The 20,130-nt window shown below is 52.9% G+C and carries 13 protein-coding genes; 5 read left to right on the top strand and 8 right to left on the bottom strand.

Annotated elements, in window-relative coordinates; genetic code table 11:
• The first annotated feature begins 194 nt into the window (after positions 1–194).
• From AC27K1_RS06650 to AC27K1_RS06665, 4 genes are all read left to right on the top strand, one after another.
• A complete protein-coding gene (locus AC27K1_RS06650; protein ID WP_487149254.1) occupies positions 195–2,378 on the top strand; it encodes a type I secretion system permease/ATPase in 2,184 nt (727 codons plus the stop codon).
• A complete protein-coding gene (locus AC27K1_RS06655; RefSeq protein ID WP_487149255.1) occupies positions 2,375–3,778 on the top strand; it encodes an HlyD family type I secretion periplasmic adaptor subunit in 1,404 nt (467 codons plus the stop codon). Before AC27K1_RS06650 ends, AC27K1_RS06655 begins: the two co-directional genes overlap by 4 nt.
• Before the next feature lie 124 nt (positions 3,779–3,902).
• Positions 3,903–9,224 carry a beta strand repeat-containing protein gene (locus AC27K1_RS06660; protein WP_487149256.1) on the top strand — a complete coding sequence of 1,774 codons (5,322 nt, stop codon included), beginning with the start codon at positions 3,903–3,905 and terminating at the stop codon, positions 9,222–9,224.
• Positions 9,225–9,326: 102 nt separating this feature from the next.
• Positions 9,327–10,751 carry a TolC family outer membrane protein gene (locus AC27K1_RS06665; RefSeq protein WP_487149257.1) on the top strand — a complete coding sequence of 475 codons (1,425 nt, stop codon included), beginning with the start codon at positions 9,327–9,329 and terminating at the stop codon, positions 10,749–10,751.
• On the opposite strand, the gene AC27K1_RS06670 is transcribed toward AC27K1_RS06665, so the two are convergent.
• From AC27K1_RS06670 to trmB, 7 genes are all read right to left on the bottom strand, one after another.
• Complete coding sequence (locus tag AC27K1_RS06670) at positions 10,723–11,061, bottom strand: tryptophan synthase subunit beta like protein (protein WP_487149259.1); 339 nt, start codon at positions 11,059–11,061, stop codon at positions 10,723–10,725. The two genes, AC27K1_RS06665 and AC27K1_RS06670, sit on opposite strands and share 29 nt — an antisense overlap.
• 112 nt (positions 11,062–11,173) lie before the next feature.
• Positions 11,174–11,785: a hypothetical protein gene (locus AC27K1_RS06675; protein ID WP_487149261.1), complete on the bottom strand. Its 612-nt coding sequence runs from the start codon at positions 11,783–11,785 to the stop codon at positions 11,174–11,176.
• Positions 11,782–12,393 (bottom strand): NUDIX domain-containing protein, encoded by a 612-nt coding sequence (locus AC27K1_RS06680; protein WP_487149262.1) that lies wholly within the window; start codon positions 12,391–12,393, stop codon positions 11,782–11,784. Before AC27K1_RS06680 ends, AC27K1_RS06675 begins: the two co-directional genes overlap by 4 nt.
• Before the next feature lie 21 nt (positions 12,394–12,414).
• Positions 12,415–13,083 (bottom strand): adenylyltransferase/cytidyltransferase family protein, encoded by a 669-nt coding sequence (locus AC27K1_RS06685; protein WP_487149264.1) that lies wholly within the window; start codon positions 13,081–13,083, stop codon positions 12,415–12,417.
• A gap of 251 nt (positions 13,084–13,334) precedes the next feature.
• Positions 13,335–15,563, bottom strand: coding sequence for a LemA family protein (locus AC27K1_RS06690; RefSeq protein ID WP_487149265.1), 2,229 nt, complete (start codon positions 15,561–15,563; stop codon positions 13,335–13,337).
• Positions 15,564–15,687: 124 nt separating this feature from the next.
• On the bottom strand, positions 15,688–17,034 hold the full coding sequence (locus AC27K1_RS06695) for a DUF1329 domain-containing protein (RefSeq protein ID WP_487149266.1): 1,347 nt from the start codon (positions 17,032–17,034) through the stop codon (positions 15,688–15,690).
• Between the two features lie 330 nt (positions 17,035–17,364).
• A complete protein-coding gene (gene trmB / locus AC27K1_RS06700; protein ID WP_487149268.1) occupies positions 17,365–18,081 on the bottom strand; it encodes a tRNA (guanosine(46)-N7)-methyltransferase TrmB in 717 nt (238 codons plus the stop codon).
• 300 nt (positions 18,082–18,381) lie between these two features.
• Here trmB and AC27K1_RS06705 point away from each other — a divergent pair, with 300 nt between their 5' ends.
• Positions 18,382–19,743: a hypothetical protein gene (locus AC27K1_RS06705; RefSeq protein ID WP_487149269.1), complete on the top strand. Its 1,362-nt coding sequence runs from the start codon at positions 18,382–18,384 to the stop codon at positions 19,741–19,743.
• On the opposite strand, the gene AC27K1_RS06710 is transcribed toward AC27K1_RS06705, so the two are convergent.
• Positions 19,740–20,126: a DUF423 domain-containing protein gene (locus tag AC27K1_RS06710; protein ID WP_487149271.1), complete on the bottom strand. Its 387-nt coding sequence runs from the start codon at positions 20,124–20,126 to the stop codon at positions 19,740–19,742. The genes AC27K1_RS06705 and AC27K1_RS06710 overlap by 4 nt on opposite strands.
• Positions 20,127–20,130 lie beyond the last annotated feature (4 nt).

Consider the following 20,130-nt stretch of genomic DNA (forward strand, 5'->3'; position numbering starts at 1 on the left):
AGATCGTGAACCACAAAACGTTCAAGGCTGCTCAGAAAGCATGGTTCCTTCTTTCATCGCAGGTAGTCCGGATTCCGGGAGGCGACTGATTTCTCGAACAGATGGGGACTGAGAGTCTAATCTTTTCTGTTAATAGCCATTAATTATACCGGTGTGACAATACCTGTTACCCGGAGAGGACAGGATGTCTCCCCATGGCCCGTGTGACAGAACAGCGCGCTTTCCTTAACCGGCCCGGCGAGGGATCAACACAGCTTGATCCCCTGCTGGATTGCCTGGTCATTATTACCCGGTTATTGGGCCAGCCCCGGAGTGCTGAAGTGCTTCGCCAGGGCTTGCCTGTACAACAGCATCGGCTGGATTGTCCGCTGTTTATTCGTGCCGCCGAACGGGCGGGGTTTTCCGCACGGCTGCTCAACACCCGTCTCCATGACATCTCTCCCCTGGTCACACCGGTTGTCCTGTTGCTCAGGGACGGTCGCGCCTGCGTGATGACGGCGATTGACCGTGGTCGTAAAAAAGCGCGGATTATCCAGCCGGAATCGGGCGAGGGAAGTCGGGACGTCACCTTCGCGCAGCTTGAGCAGGAATACACCGGGCACGCGTTCTTCATCCGTGAACAATACCGTTATGACGAGCGGGCGGAGGCGAATCTGCACGTGCGTTCACGCCACTGGTTCTGGGGCACCTTGTCCCGTTCCTGGCGAATTTACCGGGATGTGTTGCTGGCGTCCGCGCTGATTAACCTGTTTGCTGTCGTCAGTCCCCTGTTCGTGATGAACGTCTATGACCGGGTAGTGCCGAATAATGCCATTGAAACGCTCTGGGTGCTCGCCATTGGCGCACTGGTCGTGTTCAGTTTCGATACCGTGCTCAAGTTAATGCGGAGCCACTTCATTGACCTGGCCGGGAAGAAATCAGACATCTTACTTTCGTCGCGTATCTTTGCCCGGGTCATGGGGATGACAATGGCCAACCGTCCCCGGTCGGTGGGCGCCTTTGCCCGTAAATTGCAGGATTTTGAAAGTATCCGTGAATTTATTACGTCCTCGACGGTGACTGCCCTGGTGGATCTTCCCTTTGCCCTGCTGTTGCTGACCGTCTTGGGCTTTATCGGCGGACCGCTGGTGATGATCCCGCTGACCGGCATGGCGCTGATCGCCCTGTATGGCGTGATTATCCAGCGTCCCCTGGCGAAGACGATTGATAACACCGTTCGGGCATCGGGTCAGAAGAACGCGATGTTGATTGAGAGTCTTTCGGGGCTTGAGTCCATCCGGGCGGCCAGGGCGGAAGGGGAGCTGCAGGGTCGCTGGGAAAAAAGCGTGGGACATATTGCCCGCTGGAGTGCCCGCAGCAAGTTGCTGACGGCGTCATCCGGTGTCGTGGTGGGCTTTGTGCAGCAGCTGGTGACCGTGGCGCTGATTGTGGCCGGGGTTTACCTGATTATGTCGGGAGAGCTGAGCATGGGTGGCCTGATTGCCTCGGTGATGCTCGCGGGCCGCTGTCTGGCGCCCATGGCGCAAATTGCGTCACTGTCCACCCGCTACAACCAGGCCCGCGCTGCGCTGACGGAGCTCAATAATGTCATGCAGCAGCCGCTTGAAAAGCCTGAGGAAAAGCAGTTTGTTCACAGGTCGCGCCTGCAGGGGCATATTGAATTTACCCATGTCTCTTTTCAGTACCCGAAACAGCAGGGAAAAGCGCTGGATGATGTCAGCTTCGCCATCAAACCGGGGGAAAAGGTGGGCATTATCGGTCGCAGCGGTTCCGGCAAGACGACGCTGAACCGCCTGTTGCTGGGGTTATATCCGGCGGCATCCGGCGCCGTGCGGTTTGATGGGCTGGACAGCCGGCAGATTGATCCGTCCGATCTTCGCCGTAACATCGGAACGCTTTTGCAGGACAGCAGTCTTTTTTATGGCAGCGTTCGGGACAACATCACCCTGGGCGCGGGATTCGTCGAAGATGCCGCACTGCTGGGAGCGGCTGAAATTGCCGGGGTGATGGATTTCGTCCGGCATCACCCGGAAGGGCTGGAGATGCCGGTCGGGGAGCGGGGCGCGAACCTGTCCGGCGGGCAGCGTCAGTGCGTGGCGCTGGCGCGGGCGTTGATCACCGATCCACCGGTCCTGCTGCTGGATGAACCCTGCACCACCCTCGACAACACCAGTGAATACCTGGTCAGGCAGCGGTTAAAACACTATCTCCGGAGTAAGACGCTCATCATGGTCACCCACAAAGGGACGATGCTGGAACTCGTCGACCGGCTGATCGTGCTGGATCATGGCCAGGTGATCGCCGATGGGCCTAAGCAGCAGGTGTTGCAGTCTTTGGCGGCCTCTGTGCCACCGGCGGCGCAGGAGGCCCGGTCATGATCAAAACGCCTGCGCGACCCCCTGCAGCCAAGCCTCGCCCCTCTACAGCCAGGCGCAACAGGAAACAACCCCGAAGTCCTGACAGGCGTCGGGATGCTGCTGATATCAATTTTATGGCAGATATCCATGCGGCCCAGCTGCAGGATGCTCCTGCCGGAGCACGCTCGTTGCTGTGGATGGGGTTGGTGGCCGTGCTCGCCGTACTCTTCTGGATGGCCTGGGCTGAAGTGGATGAAATTACGCGGGGCAGTGGCAAGGTGGTTCCCTCCTCGCGACTGCAGGTCGTGCAAAACCTTGAAGGGGGCATATTGGATGCTATTTATGTGTCGGAAGGCGATCAGGTTGAGGTAGGCCAGACACTGATGCACCTCGATGAAATCCGCTTTTCATCCTCCCTGCAGGAAGCGGAGGTTGAGTATTACAGTATCCTGGCGACCATCGCGAGATTGCGGGCGGAAGCTGAACAACGGCCGTTAACCTTTCCCCGTGCACTGGACCGGTTTCCTGCTTATCGGGACCGGGAGCAGGCGCTGTACCGCAGCCGACGCCAGAGCCTGGAAACCAACCTGACCATTGTCCGGGAACAGACCGCACAACAGGAACAGGCATTACGTGCCCTGAGAAGCCGTCGTGCGCATCTGCAGAAAAGTTACGATCTCAGTCGCAAAGAACTGGAGCTGACCCGGCCAATGGCTGAGAAGGGCGTGATCTCTGAAGTTGAATTGATCCAGCTTGAACAGAAGGTCAATGATCTGCTGGCTGAACTGCGCAATGCTGAGCTGGATATGCCCCGGCTGACGTCAACGCTGGAAGAAAACCGGGCACGTGAGCGGGATGTGCTGCTGGATTTTCAGGAGCAGGCTCGGGAAACCCTGCGGGAAAATGACATTCGGTTAGCGCGGATGACGGAATCCAGAAAATCCCTGCGTGACCAGGTGACCCGTCGGCAGGTGAAATCGCCAGTCAAAGGGATAATCAAAAAAGTGCATGTGAATACGATCGGTGGTGTTGTACAACCGGGCATGGACCTGGTGGAGATCGTTCCACTGCAGGATCATCTGCTGGTGGAGGCCATGATTGCGCCGAAGGATATCGCCTTTTTGCGGATTGGTCTGGAGGCTGTGGTCAAGCTGACTGCGTATGACTTTGCCATATACGGCGGGCTTAAGGGTAAGGTCGACCATATCAGCGCAGATACGATAACCAATGAGCAGGGGGAGAGTTTTTACCTGGCCCGGATTCGCACTGACCGGAACTGGCTGGGAACCGGGGAAAAACCCTTGCACATTATTCCCGGCATGGTGGCTGGTGTGGATATTATCACTGGCAAGAAAACCGTTCTCGATTACCTCCTCAAGCCTGTGCTCAGGGCCAAAGCCAACGCACTGACCGAGCGCTGAACCGGCAACGGTTCAGCTTTTATCCCCCCCGTCGATTTCTATTTCAATACGCATCAGTGGATCCAAAGCCTTCAATACCCGTTGGAGGTCCAGGTTAATCCATGCTTCTGGGAGCGAGGGAACGATGGCCAGAGATATTGAGAACAAGCCCGGTTTTTCCGGGATTGTCATGACGGTGGTCGGTGAGCTGGAGGTGCTGGGCAATCAAGGGGCGATCACACCGCTGACGCCCGGTGACCGCATATACCCCGGCGACATGGTCAGGACCGGCCCGGAGAGCCTGGCCAGGATCAAGCTGATGGACGGCGAAATCGTTGAACTCCAGAGCCACAGTTTTTTCGACGCCGCCCTGCCTGAAGCCGATGAAGAGATGCCGGTGCCGGAAGCGTCCATGGAGGATGCCGCGTCGGCGTTGATCCCGCCGGTTGATCCTGTCCCAGTCGCCGAGCCCGTAGCCGAAGAACCGGTCGGGCAGGATGTGGCGGAGTACCCGGACAGCGAAGAGGGTGCATACGAGGACAGCCTGGTGCTGGAGACTGTGCGGTTGGGGATGGACCCGTCCGGCATGGCGGCTGTTCCCGGTGTGTCCAATGTGCCCGAGCCGCGGCTGGCAGATTACAGCGGCCTCACCGGCATCAGCGCCGGAGACGACGAGGAAGAGGGGAGTTTGCTGACCCGTCCGCTTTACTTTGATCTTTACAAGGATGAGCCAGCGCCGCCGGTCGTTGTTCCGCCACCCCCACCGCCGCCACCACCGCCACCCGTGGATTTTGGCGTGTCTCCCCTGGTCTACCTGGATGTTACCAATGGCCTGAACCGTGATTACACGGCAACCTTCAGCGAGGGGGATGCGGATGAAAGCGTCAGTGCGGTCAGTAACCTGATCCTTGAGGTGGATGATTACCCGGATGACGGCGTGGATGAACGGATGTCCGGCGCGACCGTGACGATCAAAACACCGATGACCGGTGATCAGCTGACCGTCAATACCGGCGGCTTGCCGACGGGGATTACCGCGGTAGTGGGCAGTGATGGCGCCAGTGTCACCCTGGGCGGCAGTGCGACAGCCTCGGATTATGAAGAAGCGCTGAAACAGATCAGCTTCAGCAATACCAGTGAGAATCCGGTACCCGGCGCGGATACCAGCCGGGATATCGAGATCGCGGTGGTGGTGTCTGACTCACGCAGCCAGGCCAGTGACGAGGCGGTGACCACCATCACGCTGACGGAAGAGAACGATTTTTCCGTGGTGGATCTGTCCCTGGTGTTACCCGGCGATTTTACGGTCAATTTCATTGAGGCGGATGACGCGACCGATAACACGAATGTGAACAATGCCGCTGTCGCCCTGGTTGGCAATGATATTGAGATCACCGATGTTGATGACACCTTGCTGACCGTCGCTGTCCTGGAAATCACCAATGCCCTGCCTGAGGACAGGCTGCAAAGTATCGGGACGCTTCCTGACGGTATTGCCGTGGGGACCTATACCTATGACGGGATTACCGGCACGGGAGTGATTGCACTGTCGGCTCCTGACGGGGCAACGCTGGATGACTTCGAGACGGCGCTCCGGACGATGCACTACACCAATACCAGTGATGCGCCGGATACCACGGCAAGGGTGATCTCTATCATTGTGACGGATGAAACGGCGACCGCCGCTACCTTCGCGCCATTTTCACCGCCGGACCTGACGCTGACGCCCGTTGCCAACCAGTCAGTGGTGGTTGTGCCGAACGGCACCCCTGTGACAGACCTGACGGATAACCTGCAGTTCACCGCCACCATCGAGATTCTCAACGGCATGACGGATGATGTGCTGGAGATTCCCGGCGGCGCCACCCTGCCGAATGACATCACGGCGGTCTATGATCCGGCAACTTACGTGATGACACTGACCTCCCTGACCGGTTCGAGCCCCGAACAGTTCCAGGCAGCGCTGGAATCGGTGCTGTACGCCAGCAATGCCGACAGCCTGGATAACACTCCCCGTAATATCCGGATCGAGCTGATCGATAAAGCCTTCAGTACGCCGGTGACCACGACAGTCACGGTCATCCCGGTCAATGACCTGCCGGAATCGGCGGACAAGACCCAGGCGATGTTTGAGGACCAGGCGCTGATATTTACGCCGTCCGATACCGTCATACTCAATGATTTTACCTTCGGTGCAGGGCAGGACGCCTTGCTGGTGACTGACCTGGCGAGGGACGGGGGAACGTTAAGCGGGCGGCTTTATATCGAGTACGGGACGCATCAGGAAGATATTGTTGCGGGACAGGTGGTCAGCAAGACGTTGATTGATAACAACCAGTTCCGCTACGAGCCGGCAGGGCATTCGGCCTACAATGCCGATTTCAAATTCAGGCTGCTCGATGACCAGCTCTATCTGCCAGATATCACCACGCTGCCATCCAACGCGCAAACCATTACCTACACCAGTACCGAGCTGGATTTCATCGATATCAACGGCGTCACACAGTCGTTCATGCGCATAACCTCGCTGCCCGCCAACGGCCGCCTCTACCTGGATGACGGCGGTACGGAAACGGATGTGACGCTGGGCATGCTGATCGAAAAGGCCGAGGTGGACGGCGGCCAGCTGCGTTATGCCGCCGATGACAGCGGCACGGTATACCCCGGTTTTACCTACCAGTTGCTGGATGCGAGCGAAAGTATCAACAGCATCAGCGTCAGTGAGCCGGACTTCCTGTTTGCCGATGTGGATGGTGACCGGATTGACCATATTTTGATCGAATCCCTGCCGGATGACGGGCTGCTGTACATGGATTACGGGACATCACAGGTATCAGTGATTCCCGGACAGCAGATCAGCCGTACGGAAATTGAGCAGGGATTGTTGCGTTTCGCACCGGATGCACATGAAGCCAATGTGGCCGGTAATCCGTATACCAGTTTTACCTTCAGGGTGCATGACGGCAGCGGCTACTCAGAACAGACACACACTTATACGATTAATGTCACTGCCCTGGTTGATGACCCGGAGAATAACGCGGTTTCTCTGACCGCCATTGTTGAGAACAGTGACTTCATCGATGATACGGGCGCAGATTCGCTCGATAACTGGACGGGCAACAATGCGTCGGTCGCGTCGGGTGTGGTTACGATCAATCCTGACGGGTTTATTGCCAAGAATGTGCCGGTTGCTCTGGCAGCACAGAAATATGTCCTGAACTTTGATTACACCCCCCATGCGACCGGTGAAACACTGACCATTGGCTGGTTCGGTGATCCCAATCTCAGTATCACACTGGGAGTGGGCGATCCTGATGGTAATGGTGGAACCATTACTGCGGGTGTCAGCAATGCCATTCGGGTCGTGATGCCCTATGTGGAAGGGAGTTTTGGCGTATCCCAGTTACTGTTTACGGTGAGCAATATCATCGTTGCCAGCACGTCTGCGGATGCGTATCAGCTGGATAACGTCCGGATGGTGGCCACCGCGAATGATATCTATACCGGGGCAGATATTCCGGTTGTCATTCCCAGTTTGTTGACCACGGGAAGAACCAGTTTCTTTGATGATCTGGATGGTTCAGAAGAGCAGGCGGTGATTATCTATGGCCTGACGACTAACGCAACGGTCTGGGATGGCAATGGGAATTCAGCCACGTTTACCGGCTCAGACGCCTATCCAGACTCAGACGACTACCTGGAGATGGCCAATGGCACTGGACCTGATGATCAGCCGTGGGACCTTTCTACCCTGCGAGTGACGCCTCCCGCGGGAAGTACCGACAACATGGTGTTGACCATCGTTGCCGGCGCCAACGAAGGGGCAACGAACCGGGCGACGGATCTGCTGACCCCTTTGCTGGGCATTGCCCGGGACAGTAACGCCGAAGGACAGGTGGGTGAATATACCGTCACACCAGCCCCCAACGGGCAGCTGGCAGCCTATGCAGAGAATATCCTGATAACGGTTTCTCCGGTGAATACGGTTACCGGTACCAACGGTGATGAGATCATTGATGATGACACTACCAATGATGGCGCCAACCCCAACCCTGTGAACACCACGTCTGGCGATGATTTGATTAATGCCGGTGGAGGGCTGGACCAGGTGACCGGTGGTGGTGGCAGTGACACGTATATTTTTAATTCAGGCAATCTATCCCGTACTACCATCACGGATTTTGTCATGGGTGGAAACCGGCTGGCGACTCCCGGCGCAGCCACGCAATCCGCGTCACAGGCCTTTGGCTGGACGTTTGACGGAACTACAGACCTGGATGCCAGTGAGGGTTTTGTCATCAATATCGATGGCGCCGACCATACGATTACCCAGGCGGATATGGGAGGAGCCGCCAGCTATAACGATGCGGCAGTATTTGCTGCAGCTGTGAATAACGCGTTAGGTAATGCAGGTCTTGGCGCTACGGCTCTTGTTTCTGCGGACTCGTCAACGGTAACCCTTATCAGTAACAGCACAACGGCATCGGCTAAAATTACGATTTCGCCTGTGCAGGCACTGCAAACAGCTTCCCAGGATTTCAACTTCCACTTTGATGGTGTCAATGTCCTCGATACGAGCGGTAATACAGACTTTGTCATTACCATTGACAACACTGACTATAACATTGTTCTGGCTGAGGACAGTTACACTAATGCCCTTGATTTTGCGGATGATGTTGTGGATGCGTTGGAAAACCTGGGGAAGACTTCAGGGTTTGCAATGATAGTGAGCGGCCAAACCGTCAGTATTGAGAGTACTAACACGGGGCCTGATGGCGGTATTAACATAGCTACCAGCAACTCACCGGCGACTGCCCTGGCCTCAGTTGAGCATGTTGGCAATAACGCTGTTATCAAGGATGTGACAGAGTATATCGGTGATAAATTCCTGGATGGTTTTTCCGATACCATTGCGATCACAGTGGGCGCCACAACGACCCAGCTGGATCTGGGCAATACTGCTCCAACCGATGCTGCTGGGCTGAAAACGGCCATTGAGACTGCGGCTACAGGGCTTGGACTCACTGTTAACGAAAACAATGGTGAAATCACCATTAGCCATGGTTCAGATACAGTCGAACTGTCCGTTGCTGATTCACAGGCACTCGGCGTGATTGATGTAGCCGGTGTGAATAATGTGGATCTCCCTTCAAATCTGGTTGCTAACCCGGCATCAACCAGCCCCGGCGGCGCGTCCGAAACCCTCTGGTTCCAGGCCATGGACGCTGACGCGGTGAACAACCTGACCGAGTATTTCGATATCGAGATTATCGATACCAACAATAATGGTGCGATTGATGGCGGTGATAATCAGTCCGTCATTAAATTCAATAACAACGGCGGCGATGATTTTGGTCACGAGGTTGTGCTCGAAAACATCAACCTGCTGAACTTTGGTTCCACTAACGTGGAAATCCTCAATAACCTGATCGCCAACGGCAACATTGTGATTGGTGATACGCCCTGATACGTCGGCAGGTCGGCGGTGAAATTTCACCGCTCGACTAAACTTATTGTGATAGCTAACCGATAGCTTATTACTAAGTGTTTCACGATGGTCAGGGACGACATGAACAGAATCACTGCAAACCGGGGAAGGGGATTATTGTCAGGCGTTATCGCCGGTCTGCTTCTGGGTGCCGGTTCTGTACAGGCGGTGACGCTGCAGGAGGCGATCGCCCACACCATTGAAACCAATCCGGAAGTGCTGATCGGCCTTAACCGTTTCCGTGCGGGTAAAGAGCAGATTGCGGTAGAGCGTGCCGGCTTTTTACCCAAGATTGATCTTGATGCGTCCTATGGTCTGAAAAAGCGGACATATGACCTGGGTTCCACGGATGAGGATAGTGACGACAAGATCTTTGAAACCGGTTTTTCACTGCAACAAAAACTGTTTGACGGGCATAAAACCCGGTACCGGGTGCAAAGCGCCCGGCATATGAACGATTACCGTTCCATCCTGCTGCGTGAAACTGCCCAGAGTGTGGCATTGCGCGTCGCGGAAGTTTACCTCAAGGTCCTCCGGGCGCAGCAGCTGGTGGAGCTGGCCCGGGAAAACCTGGCGGTTCACGATGAAATTTATGATCAGACCTTCCAGAAAGCGGGCAGTGGTCTGGCCCGTAACTCCGACCTGGAACAGATTCGCAGCCGTCGAGCGCGTGCCAGTGCCAACCTGGTGAATGCCATCAATGGTATTTCCAACGCTCGGAGTGAATTCTTCAGTATTGCGAATATCAAGCCTAAAAGTCTGGTGATGCCTCAGTTGGATACCTCCCTGTTACCAATGACGCTGGAAGATGCGATGTCCGTAGCCGGTCAGCACAATCCGGCTATACGGGCTTCGGGTGCTGAGGTACTGGCGATGGAGGCGCGTGCCAAATCCAGTGAGAGTTATCGCTGGCCAACCGTAGACCTGGCGCTCGATAAAACCTGGAATGACACCAACTCTGATATTGATGCAACGGATGGCAAGACGGATGATCTTGGCGTCATGGTAAACCTTTCTTACAGCCTCTACAGTGGCGGTGCCAACAGTGCCCTGAAGCGTGAAGCGTTTTACCAGGTAGAAGAAGCCCGTGCCGTGCGGGACCTGCAGTTCCGGGAAGTGATGAAGGACGTTCGCCTCGCCTGGGATGGCTATGTCTATATGGCTGGCCGCATGAATTATTTGAAAGAACATGTGGAAGCCAGTCGTGAAGTCGCCAGGGAATATCAACAGCAATTCAGACTGGGCAAGCGGTCACTGCTGGATCTGCTGGATACGGAGAACGAGCTGTTCCAGGCTCAGCAGGATTTTATTTCAGTGGTTCATGATGAGTTGTATTCACGGTATCGTATTCTGAAGAATACGGGCAAGCTGTTGGAAACTTTAAATATCAGCCTGCCCCATACCATGCGTGAACGCCTTGATTATGTGGCAGGCCGGGATCGATCCAGTGAGGATGAACTCAAGGACTGGATCGACTTTACAGCAGATCTTCTTCCTGACCTATAAGACTGACGGTGTCCGTGGTGCGCATTTGTGCCCGATAGCCTCGACGGCTCAGGAGTTTCTCCTGGGCGGCGGGCGGGAAGTCCGTAAAACTGATCATGTTTTTCTCGATCATCAACTCAACCAGATCTTCCAGTACCCGGATGAAGTCGAGATCGGATGACTGCATGACCAGCTTGCCGAACTCCATTTTTTTCTCAAGAAATGCTTTCAGTTCGGGATCCTTTGGATTCACCTGTTGCCACTGGTCATTGAGCTGCTTTTCTGATAGCGCCACGATAGCGCCGGAATCGTCCCTGAGAGCGTAAAGCATGGCATCCCTCCTCCATGTAACAGTAAGAACAATCTGCGATTAAAAAAGCGTTTCACAGAGACCCTTACGCCAAGAATCCATTCTTAAAGCTTAGATCAAGAATGCCCCCTGATCATTGAAAGGAAGAGCGTTCCTTACCCAGGGTTGCCCATGAGGGAAGCTTGAACCAGCCGCTGTTTGCCCGGGATGCCTGCGTCATGGGGAGAGAATCGAGCAAGGTATTTATCAGCGTCTGCGCAACATCGCTGATTGGGACGCCGGGTTGTCCTTCACTGCTGCCTGTTGTTGTCCACAGCGTATTGCCTGATGAAATATCCATTAATTTCAATGTGATAGTAACTTGTGGACGGTTTTCAGCATCCTGTAACCAGTTATCGACAATGCCGGTCAATCCCAGCTGAATGCCGTGTTGCCGGGCCCATTGAGAAGCGTTTTTCAGCTTGTGGGCATCCCGGAGCACTTTGGTCTGGTCATCAATCCAGCTCTGTGGAGGATGTTGGGGATGGGTAACGCCATGTTCAGTCAGTGCACGGGTGAGCAGCAACTCAACCTGGATACTGGCATCTTCACTGGGCGCTGCAACCGGCAGAACGGCCCATTGACTATCCACAGGGTAGCCTGACCGATAGGGATGGCCGCTGCAGGCTGTCAGGAATACCGTGACAAGTACAGCCAGCAGCATCCGGATTCTGGCTGGTAACAATGAGCGCATCAGACCGTTCATGCGTACGTGTCCCTGATCGATTGGCGGTTCAGTTGCAGCCATTGCAGTGCAATGAGTGTGGCCGCATTGTTGGTTTCACCGTTTGCCATTTTGGCGAAGGCTTCGGTTGCCGAAAGCACATGGACGCGGATATCTTCACCTTCTGTGTCCAATCCGTGAATGCCGCCGGCATGGCTGCTGTCTGTCAGGCCGCAGAATAACCAGATACGTTCACTGCAGGCGCCAGGCGTGGAGAAGTAGTCAGTGATGGGGAGCAGGGTGCTGATTTCGCTACCGGCTTCTTCCATGGCTTCGCGGCGGGCGACGTCCTCGGGGGCTTCGCCAGTATCTAGAATGCCTGCCACCACTTCCAGCATCCACGCGGGTTCGCCTGCGGCAAACGCGCCAACCCGGAACTGTTCAACCAGTACGACTTCATCCCGGGCCGGATCGTAAAGCAGAACACCAGCGGCAGGTGTCCGGATGAACACTTCCCGTGCCAAAGGCTTACTCCAGCCACCCTGAAACAGGGTATGTTTCAGGTGATAGCGTATGGCGCTGAAAAAGCCCTGAAAAAGCGTTTCCTGCTTGCTGACAATGACATCATGCTGTTGATGTGTATCCGTCATGACATTATTTAAACCCGTCGATCATAAGGGTTGAGCGGTACGATAAAGCCCTTGAGCCAGAATCATCTCACGCACTTCCGGTGTTACCAGTTTTTCGAGTGCGCGGCGGCAATCTGCGTCATTGCATGTTGTCTCCAGCAGCAGTTGTCGCACCTGGGAACTTCGGGCGGCAACCCGCTCTACCGCGGTGAATAAAGACCAGCGTGACGCAATGTCCTCATGTCGGTAGAAGCGTCGCCAGGTTCCGGGATCTGCATTATCCGGTCCGCGGATGAAGGCAATGCCGGCGTCAGGATAAGCGGCTTCGAGTGCAACCAGCACATCAAAGGTGTACACCGGTTGATCGGGGTGCTCATCCAATAACTGGCGCTCTATCGCGCTGACAGCCAGGGTACAACCCGGTAGTTGAATGTTATCCACAAAACACTGAAGCATTGCCATGCGCTGGTCGTAAGGCAGTGGCTGCTTGCTGAAGGCATGGGCGGCGCTGGGCACCAGAATGATATGGTCGAAGTGTTCGGCTGCCTGCTCAAGGAGATCCAGGTGCCCGAGTGTGGGTGGATCAAACACAGAACCGAATACGCCAATGTCAGCCATGCGAACAAATATCTTCTTGTTAAGGGAAAGGTGCAGAAAGTGTAACTGAAAAAGGGTTCCGGAAGCACGGTTAGCGGTTTGTAACGCTGACATATTCGTCAGCTGGATGGCTGGCGCGGGTTTATCGCATGGTTGGCTAGGTAATCATTGTTAGCGTGAGGGGTATATCTACTGATTTAGTCGCTCAAAAGAAAGCGTATTATTGGCCCCACTTTTTCATTACTTCCTGACTTTTGGTTGGAATACTGTCCTGGCGTCTTCTCCCTCCTCCCCCCTCTTTATTGGGCGCCAGGCTTTTTTTTCTTCTCTCTTCTTTTCCCTGAACATTAACCTCATCTGAGTACTCAGAAAATTTTCTGTTTTTTATCAAAACCGGCGGCTCTGGCCAGAAACATATCCGGGAAACTGTCCACGCGGGTGTTGTAGAGATTGATGGCGTTCAGGTAGCCCGAACGAAGTAGTTCTATCTCATCTTCCAGGTTCCGGATGATGGTCATCAGCTGTTTGATGGATTGGTTGCTTTTCAGTTGGGGATACTTTTCACAGACCACTTTTACCTGCCCAAACAGGTGGTGTTCCTGTCCGAGGAATCCCGCAATCGCCTGGCTGTCTTTCATGGCATTCATATGCTGCGTGCGCAGGGCTGTGACTTTTTCCATTAGATCGGCTTCATGCTTCATCAGGGCCTTGGCCAGTTTCTCAAGGTTGGGCATCAGGTCCTTGCGCTTTTTCAATGCGGTCTGGATGTTGGCGTAGTTACGATCAACACGCTGCTGGAGGAAGACCAGGTCGTTGTAGTGCAGCGCAATCATGAAAAGAAACATGTACAGCGGGGCTACCAGTGCGGACATCAGGATATCCAGTGGAGAAAAACTGCCCGCCTGGGCAAACATCAGCAGGGTGCTGTACATCAGCCCTGAAAAACCGAAGTTCATCCAGAACAGTCCCCACCGGCCATGGTTCATCATGACTTCTTCTTCGCTGCGGTTGGAGATAATGAAAGGCCATTGTTTGTCTTGTTTCTGCATGCGGACGTGGTCACAGCGTTCCCGGTCGACAACGGCCTCACCAATGGCAAACAGCGGATCACCCACGCGCAGGCTGAGTTCTGTATAGCGCAGGTCGTTGGCGACCATGCGGCGAGTGCGTCGGACATGGCGATGATCGGTCAGCACTTCTGCTGATTTTGGATTGATGCGTAGTTCGCCGGTTTCATCTTTACAGGCAAAGAGGATTTCATCGGTATCATGCTCTATCGTGACCCAGCTTTTGTCTTTGCCTGAACCGGTTAATTCTTCAACCCGGTAGTCATACCAGACACAGTCACAGCTTGTCAGAGGTCCTTGCAGCGCTTCGTCTTTTTCATCATCCAGCACAACGGTTCCTTTGACTTCCGCAATCCCCGGGACAACGCCAGCAGTTTTCTGTGTGGCAATATTCTCAATGATGCGTTTGTGCTTGATGAAACGAATCCCTCCCCAGGCAAACAGCGATCCCAGTATGAACGCAAGGATAGCGGCCACGGCCAGCAGGCCGCTGCGTAATTTGGTGCTGGGTAACTCGGCAACCCGTTTCTCGGCTTCTGCCTGTTCATCGGCTGAAACGTTAATGTCCGGTGCATTAACCTTGATACCCCAGAGCGGCGCCAGAAGTTTTTCGGGAATGCGCTGGGATTGTTCCTCAACCTGCAGCCAGGTGGCCGTCAGGTTGATTCGTATTGAGCGTGCGGCAGCCGGGTTTGCCTGGGCGAGATACTGTGCTGCATAGGTTTCCTGCTCTTGCAGGCGCTGGCTGGCATCGACCATGTCCTGCTTGAGCATGCTCAGGCTGATCTGGGCGAGATAGGTGGACAACGTCAGCATGACAATCAGCAGATATATCCACACTCTGTGCAGATTGATTAGAAATGCTATGCAGAAGATTCCGAAGCCAAGCAGGGCTATCCCGCCCCAGAGATAGAGAATGCCGTAGGTACCCAGCTCCTGCTGTTCATAATCCTGATTGTAGGTAGAAATAATGGGGCGGAAATTCTTGTCGTCAGGGAAGGTGAGTGAATGTTTTTGTTGATCCGCCTTGATATAACCGAGAACAAACAGGTATTTGCCGGGATCAATCCGCCACTCGGTATGGCGGTGATCACCTTTCACTGTCTGAAAGCTCTCTTCGACAGACCAGTGGATCAGACTTTTATAACTTTCGGTATTGGCAGTGATGGACCCCGTCGAATCAGTGATCTCAAAATTGACAGTATCACTGTCTTCTTCGACGGTATCCCAGTAAGTATCGCCATCACTATCCCTCTTTTCGATTTCATGCAGGTAGCGATAATAAAGCGTCGGTGTCTTGGTATAGGGGCTATTTATGGTTTGGCCAAGGGATTCTGCCGGACCGTAGAGATTAACAGCGCCGGGCATTACTGCGCCAATATCGGCGGGTGGAATACGTTCCAGCTGACGCAGGGCCTGCAGTTCATCAAGCCCCTTGCTGTTAAGGAAATGACCTGTGAAAAGGAGAATGGGAGCCAGCAGCAATGCGGCTAATTTATTCAGGATATAGCGATATTTGTGCAGCACTGACAGACTCTCCTTGTCATTCTTATAATCAGTGATGATGGAGTGAAGCCTTTTACTAATGATAGAAAAGACTACAAGAGCCATAGCCGGAATGGCAATGGCTCTAGGTAATCTTCAAGACAGCCTACTTTCTATTTTCCCGACGCAATGCGCTGGCAGTAAAGTTTCGAGGGCTGGCTGTGGCTGAAAAGTTATATTCCGATTCCTGGTTGTTCAGTCCGTCGACGAAATAGCGCTGACCTTCAAGGTCATAGATCATCTCAAGCGTGCTCAGCATCAACGGTACTTCGTAATAATTGACAGGGTGGGCTTCCTGGAAACGAATCAGTTTGTCATTCGCATCGTACAGGTCGACCATCAGGATCTGCCAGCTATCTTCATCAATGTAAAAACGGCGCTTGGCATAGGGATGCTTATAACCTGTGCGCAGTTTGGCATCGACGATCCAGACCCGGTGGCGCTCATAGCGCAGCAGTTCTGGATTGAGGGTATACGGTGTGAGGATGTCGCTGTACTTAACGTCATTGCCGTGCACTTTGTAACTGTTGTAAGGCACCAGCATTTCGCGCTTACCCGTCAGTGTCCATTCGTAACGATCAGGAGCACCGTTGAACATATCTGCCGTGTCAGCAGTCAGCATACCACTGGTGTCCGGCATCAGGTCGTTGTAGGCCAGCTTAGGCAGGCGTCGAACACGACGTTGGCCTGGTATGTACTGCCATGCCTTACGGACGGAGGCAATCTGATCCAGGGGCTCATTCACTAATAACGCGGTGCCCGCAAGGCTGGCAGGTGCCGTTACCTTGTGTTTGTAATAGAAGAGCTTGTTATCAATGTCGTCTGTTGTGTTCCCTTTCCGGCCGTAAACGAAATACACCTGCTTGTAGATTTTCACAAGGCTGTAACTGCCGTTGGGATTCACGACAGTGCGGTTAGTGGTGGCATCCAGCGTTTCCCCCCGGTAGCGGAGAATATGATTCCAGATGGCTTCAAGGCCATCCTTCGGAACAGGGAAGGGAATACCACTGGCCGCGCCTTGAACACCATTACCCCGATAGGTTAATTCTGCGCTGGTGGCGTTGGCACGTGTATCCTGGTAAATGCGATAAGGTAATGCCGCAGAACGCCGGGTTGGGTAAACCTGTATGCGGTAATCCGGGTGCTGGTTTAACAGGGCGATGCTACCGGCACTGAGAATAGTCTTGTAGGTGGCGAGGTTGTTTCGGGTAATTTCATAGAGAGGCTGGTCATCCGGGTAAGGGTTCGGATGATGTTCCCCGGCTCTATAACCGGGTGGTGGTGCGGTAATACCGCCAGTCCATTCCGGAATGGTGCCTGACGCATTGCCTGCTCGTTCTGCCCCGACAGGCGTAAGGTTCTGATCCAGTTGTTGCGCAGTCTTGTTGTCAACAGCAGCGTTTGCTCCCCCCATGATGAGCAATCCACACAGCATCAGCGGCAGTGTTTTCATTATTGGTTATCCTCCAGGTACAACTCTTTTGTACTGCTTTTCCTGTAAGAAACTTTTTATTGTATTGGGCTCTGAAAAACGGCGTTAATGTACCGTGCCAGGGCAGAAAATGCCCGTTTTATTTTGTTGCCTGGGAGCGTTGATAGCCTGTGGGTAGGGCGCTTTTTTTGGGGGGAAGGTCGTCGTGTGTATCCGTTTTACGCCCGCTCAGGCAGGACATCCCTGTCCTGCTTCGCTAACGCGGCTTCCTGCCGCTGCTGCAAACGGATACACACGACGACCGGTCAGGCAACGATGTCGCTGCCAGTCGTGTTTTTTGGGGAATAAAGGTTATGCCGTACGTTTAAACAGCAAATCCCAGACACCATGGCCGAGTTTCTGGCCGCGTTTCTCAAACTTGGTCAATGGACGGTAGTCTGGGCGTGGGGAATATTGGTTATCACCGGCGAGGTTGCTCCAGTCTTCCGCAGCGCTCATCACTTCCATCATCTGTTCGGCATAGTTTTCCCAGTCTGTTGCAAGATGCAGGATGCCTCCCAGCTTGAGCTTGGGACGCAGTGCCTCAACAAACGCAGGTTGAACCAGGCGACGCTTGTTATGACGCTTTTTGTGCCAGGGATCAGGGAAATAGATCTGTACCCGGTCAAGGCTTTCATCAGCGATGCATTCCCGCAGAATTTCCACCGCATCGTGGCAGTAAACACGGATGTTATTAACGCCCGCTTTGCCCGCTTCATTCAGCAGGCTGCCGACACCGGGGCGATGAACTTCAATGCCAATAAAATTATTTTGCGGTGCCGCTTCCGCCATGCTGAGCAGGGAAAGGCCCATCCCGAAACCGATTTCGAGAACGGTTTCAGACTGACGGCCAAAGGCTTTTTCGATCTCCAGCTTGCCTTGTTCCAGCGTTAGTCCCCATGTTGGCCAGTACTCATCCAGCCCTTTTTGCTGGCCAGCTGTCATCCGACCGGCGCGGATTACAAAGCTTTTCACCGTACGACGATGAGGGGATTGTTCGGTATTTTGTGCAATATCAGTGTCTGTCATTGGTGTTTCATTGAGTGGCGGTGCATTGATCAGGTCAGCTTACCGATTATGTCAGCAACTGGGCATGTGTAAGTGAAGCTAACCTGAGAGACCTGCTAAAAAAGCGTAACCTTAGCTGAGTTTTTCACGAAACGGCAAGACTGTATAAGGCGAAGATCATCTCTAACAACTGTCTGGACAGAGATTTCATTTGTAAATGTGTAATTCATTTCGTTAGTGGTTTTATTCATGATAATGAAACTAAACAAGGCTGATTGGACACTAAGTACTATTGATTCCTTAGACTAGAGAGTATTGATAGTGAATGTTGAAAGTATAGAGTCTCAACCATCTACATCAGCCGGTGTTGAAAGTCAGAAGAGAGTTGGCGATACAGGAAAGCGCAAAGTAAGAGAAATCAGTGTGTTAGATAAGATAATGCGTGGGGATGGTCTTACGTCAGATGAGCTGTTAGAGGTGCAGGAAGCAATGGCCACCTTAAATAAAAGAAAGGTTGAGGATGAGCAAGAAGAGAGGGACGGAATACATAAACTAAAAACAAAAGTTAAAGTTGTAGAAATCAATGGTTTTCCATACGCGGCTAAAAAAATGGAGGAAGGTGAGTTGGTTGCCGTGTACTCCGCATCAGGGGAACCTGTTTTTAGATTAATTGATGATCAAGGGAAATCTATTGTGTTTAAGAAATCACCATCTCGTCCATTTTTCGAGCAGTTAGAAACTGATGCTACAGTGGCGTGGTCTGAAATTAGTTATATAGATGTTAATTATGGTGTTCAAAGTAACAGTTGCTTGGGAAGAATTAGGCATGCAAGTCAGCGTGAGTGTAATGTCCAAATAATGCTTGGATGTAAACCTGATGATCATAAGAGGCTGAGAGACATCATTGGGACGACAAATCAAATAACCAGCATGAGGCTTTTTTCTGAATTTATGAAAAAAGTGGAAATGCATGTTATAGCGTTATGTGAGATTGAGTCTGGAACTCCATTAAGTATGGACTATGGCTATAATCCCAAGCGTGGAAAACCTGATAATGTTGTCGCACTTAGCGAAAGTGCCAGAACACTCATTGAACAAAAATTGGCTGATCATTTGAAAGACGCTGTAGAGGCTGGTGTTTCATCCTACTGGGAGAGTCTTGAATCAGAGAAGGCAGAAGAAAGTGATAAAAGCAGTTCTGGCTCGGAAACAATAATTGAATGCAGTGAATCATCTGGAAGTGAAGGATTACAGCCTTCAGGAAAAAGTCAATTAGAGCATTTTACGGAAGAATGGAAAGGTTTTCTATCTGGGCAAGATGAGGTTGATCTATACCCCTTACATTATTTTTATGAATCTCTTGCGCCATTAAATAAAAGGTTACTTGTGGAATTGGCTATATATGTTGCTTTAGCTGGTACTGTAACAGAAAGTGTTCGTATGGAGAGTGCAATTAAGTCATTTTCTGATCTTGTGAACGTTGACCTTGATACTGTAAAACAATCCTTGGATGAAATGCACGCAATGTTGATGGAAAAATGCCTACGTATTACTGATATCGAGTGGTTGGGGTTTGCAGAAGCAAAAAGCAAAGATGATCCTTCAAAAAAACGGTCAGCTCCTGATAGAGAACCAGAAGAACCATCTACTTCCAAGAAGGCTAGAACAAAGTCCCAAACTTAGTTGTGATTCTTGTAGTTGTATACAGCAAAAAAAGACAGGGATAGCCAGCCAAGCATAAAAGCGACTCCACCAAACGGTGTGATCATTCCCAGGCTACGGGTACCTGTCAGTACCAGAAGATAAAGACTACCGCTGAAGAGAATAATACCGCCAATAAATAATCTGGCAGACAACTTCAGCCAGCGATCGGCGGGATAGTGGATGCCCAGTAACGCGGTGAATGCCAGGGCGAGCGTGTGAAACATCTGGTAATCAACCGCTTTACCCCAGGTCACGAGCAGTGAGGCTGGAAACCTGGCTTCCAGTGCATGGGCGCCAAAGGCGCCCAGTGCAACAACCAGACATCCGGATAATGCGGCAATAAACAGGTAGAAACGGCTCATGGGG

Source organism: Kistimonas ophiarachnellae (assembly GCF_057552235.1).